Source organism: Halanaerobium sp. (genome assembly GCF_003070835.1).
In genome coordinates this window covers 59802-66199 of record NZ_QBLR01000001.1, presented here as the reverse complement: position 1 = coordinate 66199, position 6398 = coordinate 59802, and the positions used below count along the sequence as shown (strand labels likewise).

8 protein-coding genes are annotated in these 6398 nt (G+C 39.3%); all 8 read left to right on the top strand.

The features are described 5' to 3' along the window. Positions 1-108, top strand: a 108-nt coding sequence (locus CI949_RS00325; RefSeq protein WP_290761900.1) for a 50S ribosomal protein L31, incomplete at its 5' end; no start/stop codon positions are given. Positions 109-255: 147 nt separating this feature from the next. Then, positions 256-834, top strand: a complete 579-nt coding sequence (locus CI949_RS00320) for a thymidine kinase (protein ID WP_290761893.1) — start codon at positions 256-258, stop codon at positions 832-834. Between the two features lie 40 nt (positions 835-874). After that, the gene (prfA, locus tag CI949_RS00315) at positions 875-1957 is read left to right on the top strand and encodes a peptide chain release factor 1 (RefSeq protein WP_365941414.1); all 1083 of its coding nucleotides are present in this window, start codon (positions 875-877) and stop codon (positions 1955-1957) included. A 1-nt stretch (position 1958) separates the two neighbouring features. Next, entirely contained in the window at positions 1959-2834 is an 876-nt protein-coding gene (gene prmC, locus CI949_RS00310; protein WP_108137645.1) for a peptide chain release factor N(5)-glutamine methyltransferase, read from the top strand. Positions 2835-2873: 39 nt separating this feature from the next. Then, entirely contained in the window at positions 2874-4010 is a 1137-nt protein-coding gene (locus tag CI949_RS00305) for an L-threonylcarbamoyladenylate synthase (RefSeq protein ID WP_108137647.1), read from the top strand. After that, the gene (locus CI949_RS00300) at positions 3997-4494 is read left to right on the top strand and encodes a low molecular weight protein arginine phosphatase (RefSeq protein WP_108137649.1); all 498 of its coding nucleotides are present in this window, start codon (positions 3997-3999) and stop codon (positions 4492-4494) included. The genes CI949_RS00305 and CI949_RS00300 overlap by 14 nt, the downstream gene beginning before the upstream one ends. A 43-nt stretch (positions 4495-4537) precedes the next feature. Further along, complete coding sequence (gene upp, locus CI949_RS00295; RefSeq protein WP_108137829.1) at positions 4538-5167, top strand: uracil phosphoribosyltransferase; 630 nt, start codon at positions 4538-4540, stop codon at positions 5165-5167. 105 nt (positions 5168-5272) lie between these two features. Next, on the top strand, positions 5273-6316 hold the full coding sequence (locus CI949_RS00290) for a glycosyltransferase family 4 protein (protein ID WP_290761882.1): 1044 nt from the start codon (positions 5273-5275) through the stop codon (positions 6314-6316). The last annotated feature ends 82 nt before the right edge of the window (positions 6317-6398 follow it).

Genomic DNA, 6398 nt, shown 5'->3' with positions numbered 1-6398 from the left:
CCATTCTATACAGGAAAACAGCGTAAAGCTAAAAAAGGTGGTCGTGTCGAAAGATTTAATAAAAAATATGGGATTTCAGACGAAAGCTCAGAAGAAGATACTGAGTAGAACGGAAGAGAAATCCTTTTTTCTGCTGCAGGGCTTAATTGCTCTGCTTTTTTTTTAGAAATTTTTTCATTAAATAGTTATTAAATAGTAGAATTTGCACGAAAATTTTAAGAAGCATGATCATTATAAATTGATGAGGTGGAGTAATTGTATAAAATTACAAAAAGTGGCTGGCTGGAAGTAATTACAGGCCCAATGTACTGTGGGAAAAGTGAAGAACTGATCCGCAGACTGAGAAGGGTAAAAATTGCCAAACAGAAAGTTAAAGTTTTTAAACCAGTTTTAGACAATCGCTACAGCAAAAAAGATGTTGTTTCTCACAGTGGAAACAGTATAGAGGCAGTACCAGTTGATCATCCGGAAGAAATTTTAGAGCGCATTGATGATACCGTTGATGTTGTAGGAATTGATGAAGCTCAATTTTTTCATGAAGATTTAGTAGGAATTTGCGAGGACCTGGCTGATAGAGGAATTAGAGTTATTATGGCCGGTCTGGATAGAGATTTTCGTAATCAGCCATTTGGTCCAATGCCGGAATTAATGGCCAGAGCTGAATATGTTGATAAACTGCATGCTATCTGTATCCAGTGTGGAGAACCTGCAAGCAGAACCCAGCGTTTAATAGATGGAGAGCCCGCAGCAGCCGATGATCCAGTGATTTTAGTTGGAGCATCTGAAGTTTATGAAGCTCGCTGCAGAAGCTGTCACGCTATTAGAGGGGAATAACCTGCTGCTAATTTTAAAGATAATATGAGGTGAGATATAAATGTTTGATATAAATGATTTAGAAGAAAAACTGGATAAACTGGTAGCTAACTATAAAAAGTTGAATTCAAAGCTCAGTGATCCAGAAGTAATTAATGATAGTGAAAAATATCAGAAACTATTAAAAAAACATGCTAAACTGAAAAAGATTGTAGATAAATATAAGGAATATAAAGAGGCAAAAGAAGGCATTAAAGAAGCTGAAGAGATGATGGAGCTTGATGATGATCCAGAAATGCAGGCTCTATTTGAAGAAGAGATTGCAGAACTCAAACCTAAAAAAGAAAGACTGCAGGAAAGACTGCCAATTATGCTGCTGCCTGACGATCCCAATGATGAGAAAAACGTTATTGTGGAAATCAGAGCCGGTGCTGGTGGAGATGAAGCAGGACTTTTTGCTGCCGATCTTTACAGAATGTACACCCGTTATGCGGAAAGTAAGGGCTGGAAGGTAGAAGTTATGAGTGCTAACGAGTCAGGTACTGGTGGGTTTAAGGAAATTATCTTTACCATTGAGGGTACAGATATTTTTAAGTATTTAAAATATGAAAGTGGAGTTCACCGGGTGCAGCGAGTTCCTTCAACTGAGTCCAGCGGCCGGATCCATACTTCAACAGCAACTGTTGCTGTTTTACCGGAGGCAGAAGAAGTAGATGTTGAGATTAATACTAATGACCTAACAATAGATACTTTCCGCTCCAGTGGACCTGGTGGTCAGAGTGTAAATACAACTGACTCTGCCATTAGAATTACTCATGAGCCAACAGGTCTAACAGTTTCCTGTCAGGATGAAAAATCCCAGCATAAAAACAAGGCCAAAGCAATGCGGATTTTAAGAGCCCGCCTGCAGGAGAAAAAAGAGCAGGAAAAACAGCAGGAAAGAGCTGAAGCCAGGAAATCTCAGGTAGGAACCGGTGACCGCAGTGAAAAAATCAGAACCTACAACTTCCCACAGGGGAGAGTAAGTGATCACCGCATCAATCTAACTGTTCATCAGCTGGATAAAATCCTTGATGGAGATTTAGATCAGGTAATTGAGCCCTTAATTGAGGAGGATAACATCAAAAGATTGGAGAAGATCTAAAATGAACATTAAAGAACTTCTTAATCGCAGTGATCAGTTTCTGGCAGAAAGAGGAATCGAAAGTTCCCGGCTGGATGCTGAGGTGCTGATGGCAGATCTCCTTGATATGGAGAGAATTAATCTTTATGTAAAATATGATTATCCCTTAAAAAGCACAGAAATCAACAGCTATCGTGAGATGATCAAAAAAAGAGCCCAGCATATTCCTGTTGCCTATATTACTGAAAAAAAGGAATTTATGTCTTTAGAATTTACAGTAAGAGAAGGAATTTTAATTCCTCGTCCGGACACCGAAAATTTGGTGGAAGCAGTTATTGAATACTGCCGCAATAAGGAACTTGATAAACCACAGATTATTGATGTAGGCACCGGCAGTGGTGCTATTGCTGTCAGTCTTGCCCACTATCTTGAAGACTCGAAAGTGGTGGGGGTTGATCTTTCTGCTCAGGCTTTAAAAGTTGCCCGAGAGAATATGGAAAAACATGAATTGAGTGAGCGGATGAGCATTCTCAAAAGTGACCTGCTGGCTGAATTTATCAAAAGGGAAATTAAGGGGATTGACATTATAGTCTCCAACCCACCCTATATTTCTGAGGCAGAGATGGAAGAACTTTCACCTGAGGTCAAAAAAGAACCGGAGACTGCCCTGAAGGCAGGAAAAGATGGTCTGGACTACTACAGGCGTTTAATTCCAGAGGCCGAAAAGGTGCTTAAAGAAGGCGGCAGTTTGTTTTTAGAGATTGGTTATCGGCAGGCTGAAGCAGTCAGCGAGCTCTTTGGTGACCGCTGGAAAGATGTAGAAGTCAAAAAGGACTATTCTGAAAATGATAGGATAGTTTCTGCTGTATTAAAAAAACTGTCTGAAAATGAAGCATAATAAACTTATTCTGCAGGAATCTAAAGTCAGGTGAATGTGATGGAATATAAAACTGAAATTAAAAAAACCAAATACCATAATAAATTTCAGCCTGGCCTGATCAAAAAACTGGCTCTTGATTTTGAACTAAGAGCACAATTAAAACAGGATCCGGCTGTAATTGAGGCAGTCGAACTTTTAAAAAAGGGTGAAATTGTGGCTCTGCCGACCGAAACAGTGTATGGTCTGGCAGCTGATGCTCTGAACTCTGAGGCTGTAAAAAAAATATTTAAAGCCAAGGGCCGTCCCCAGGATAACCCGCTGATTGTTCATATTGCTGACGAATCACAGCTTAAGCAGCTGGCAGCAGGCGAAATATCAGCAAAAGCTAAAAAATTAATGGAAAAATTCTGGCCGGGACCGCTGACAATAATTTTCCCCAAAAAGCAGGATGTTCCGGAGACAACTTCCGCTGGACTGGAGACAATTGCTGTTCGAATGCCAGCTCACCCGCTGATGCTGGCTGTAATTGAACTGGCTGAACTGCCGCTTGCAGCTCCCAGTGCTAATACTTCCGGTTTTCCCAGCCCAACCAGAGCTGAGCATGTATATAATGATTTAAAAACTAAAATACCGCTGATTCTGGATGGGGGTTTTTGCCATTTTGGTGTAGAATCAACTGTTGTTGATTTAAGAGGAGATAGGCTTAAGGTTTTACGGCCGGGCGGAATCAGCCGCGAAGATATTTCCAACTTTTTAGGAGAAGAGGTTATCTTAGCAGCGGAGCTTAAAGATGATCAGGAGGTTCTTTCTCCTGGTACTAAATACCGCCACTATGCCCCCACAAAAAAATTATATACCTTTAATTTTGAAGATAAGATTTCAGTTTTAAACCAGGCTTTAAAAAGGGCAAAAGCTGAGAAAATTGCGATCATTACTGCCAGGGACAGTAAAATCAGCATTAAAAACCTTTCAGAAAAAAATATAAAAATTTTGAGAGTTTTTGATCATGAAGCACCGGAGGAACTGGCACAAAAACTTTTTGATTTATTAAGAAAACTGGATGCCGATCAGAGTATAGAGGAAATTTATATTGAAGAATTGGATAAAGCAGGAATTGGAGAAGCAGTTATGAATAGAATTCACAAAGCTGCGGCTGCTGATCAATATTCTCAGCCGGGAGGTGGAGACAATTAAAAGAATTTTATTTGTTTGCACAGGAAATACATGCCGAAGTCCGATGGCCGAATATCTTTTAAAAGATTTGATTGCAGAAAATGATGAGCTGCAGGCTAAAAATTGGGAAGTTCTTTCTGCCGGTATTTCGGCAGTTAAAGGTGCTGATGCCAATGACAAGGCCAGTGCTGTAATGTCAGAAATTAATATTGATCTGGCCGAACACAGTTCCCACAACATAGAAGAGATTGAATTAACAGAAGAAGATTTGATTATCACCATGACCCGCAGGCACAGTCGGGCTCTGGTACTTAAGCATCCGGATCTTGCAGATAAGATTTTTACTTTAAAAGAATTGAGTGAGCTGGAGGCTGATTCCAGAGATATTCAGGATCCTTTTGGACTTTCTGAAGAAAATTATCGAGATACCAGAGATGAAATTCGTGATAATTTAAGGGCTTTATTGGAAAAATTAAAGAATTTTGAGCTAATTGAGGAGGACTGAGCCTCTTTAAGTAGAATAATAATATATGAAGGGAGTAATAACTTTGAGTGAATTACATGTAATGGATCATCCGTTAATTAGACACAAGATTGCAATTATGAGGGATAAAAATACCGGACCGAAAGAGTTTAGAGAGCTTGCTGACGAGGTGGCAACTCTAATGGCCTATGAGGTCACAAGAGATATGCCCTTAGAAGATGTAGAAATTGAAACCCCAATTACTAAAGGCAAGTTTAAAATGATTGCCGGTAAAAAAATGGGAGTTGTTCCGATTTTAAGAGCTGGCCTGGGAATGCTGGATGGCGTTTTAAAGTTGATTCCGGCTGCTCGAGTTGGTCATATTGGTTTATATAGAGAGCCTGAAACATTAGAAGCTGTAGAATATTACTGTAAGCTGCCAACTGATGTTGAGGAAAGAGATCTGCTGGTTGTTGATCCAATGCTGGCAACAGGGAATACAGCCATGGAAGCAATTAAATTTATTAAGGAAAGAAACCCACGCAGTATTAAACTAATGGTTTTAGTTGCTGCTCCTGAAGGAGTTAAGAAAATTCAGGATGCACATCCGGATATTGATATCTGGGCAGCAGCACTTGATGAAAAATTAAACGATCATGCTTATATTGTTCCTGGTCTCGGTGACGCAGGAGACAGACTTTACGGTACCAAGTAAAAAAATGTAGGCACCGGGTACTTGTAAAAATATTCCTATATTCAGATAAATAATTTTTATGGAATATTTTCACAAGTACCCGGTACCATTAGGGAGGGAAGATAATTGCTTTATCTGGCTGCTTTTATAATTACTTTAATATTATCTCTGGCCATTACGCCGCTTATTATTAAGCTGGCCCACAAATTTAATTTTGTTGATCGGCCTGGAGAGAGAAAAATAAATACAAAGATAATTGCTACAGCAGGTGGAACTGCAATTTATCTTGCTTTTATGATCCCGCTTAGATTCTTTTTACCTGCCAATCAAACAATTACCGGAATTATGCTGGGCGGCAGTTTTATGCTGCTTTTAGGTCTGCTGGATGATAAATTTGAAATTTCTGCACCGATTAAATTTATGGGACAGATAATTGGGGCTTTAATTTTAATTTATTATGGAGTTAAAATTAACTTTATCACCAATCCTTTTGGTGGCTTTATTTATCTTGGTGTTTATGCAGTACCTTTTACGGTTTTCTGGATTGTCAGCATTATCAACACTATCAATTTAATTGATGGTCTTGATGGTCTGGCTGCCGGGGTTTCGATCATCGCTGTTTTGACTTTATTTGCGGTTGCCCTGCAGGAAAATCAGGTCGTAGCTCCAATGCTTGCTGTTCTGCTGGCCGGAAGCTGCCTTGGCTTTCTGAAATATAACTTTAACCCGGCTCGGGTTTTTATGGGAGATACCGGTTCAATGTTTATTGGCTATATCATTGCAGCTGTTTCAATTACTGGTGCTCTTAAAAGTGCAGCGGCGGTAACTATCTTTGTGCCGATGCTGGCTCTGGCTGTACCGATTCTGGATACAACTTTTGCAATTATTCGTCGAATTTTTAATGACCGCCCGATTGGCGAAGCTGACCACGGTCACATTCACCACCGACTGCTGGCAATTGGAATGAATCAGCGGCAGGCAGTTATTTCAGTCTATGTGATTAGTGCTTTTTTAGGTACAATTGCTTTTGTTATTAATGGAATCAAATTTGATCACGCTTTAATTATTTTTGTTTCAGTTATTTTAGTAGTTATTTATGGTGCTAAAAAATTAGGAATTTTTTCAGTTGAACTGCCGCAGGAGGGCTGTTCCCTGGAAGACACTAATTAACCTATTTTTGCTTTTTGATTTACAAACTTAGCTAATATGAAAAAATTTGTTCTTTTTAAAACTTTGTTGTTTCATTCACAAT

Excerpts from the sequence above, each read along its gene's own strand:
- prfA (WP_365941414.1), top strand. The coding sequence starts at position 875 with ATGTTTGATATAAATGATTTAGAAGAAAAACTGGATAAACTGGTAGCT.
- prmC (WP_108137645.1), top strand. The coding sequence starts at position 1,959 with ATGAACATTAAAGAACTTCTTAATCGCAGTGATCAGTTTCTGGCAGAA.
- CI949_RS00305 (WP_108137647.1), top strand. The coding sequence starts at position 2,874 with ATGGAATATAAAACTGAAATTAAAAAAACCAAATACCATAATAAATTT.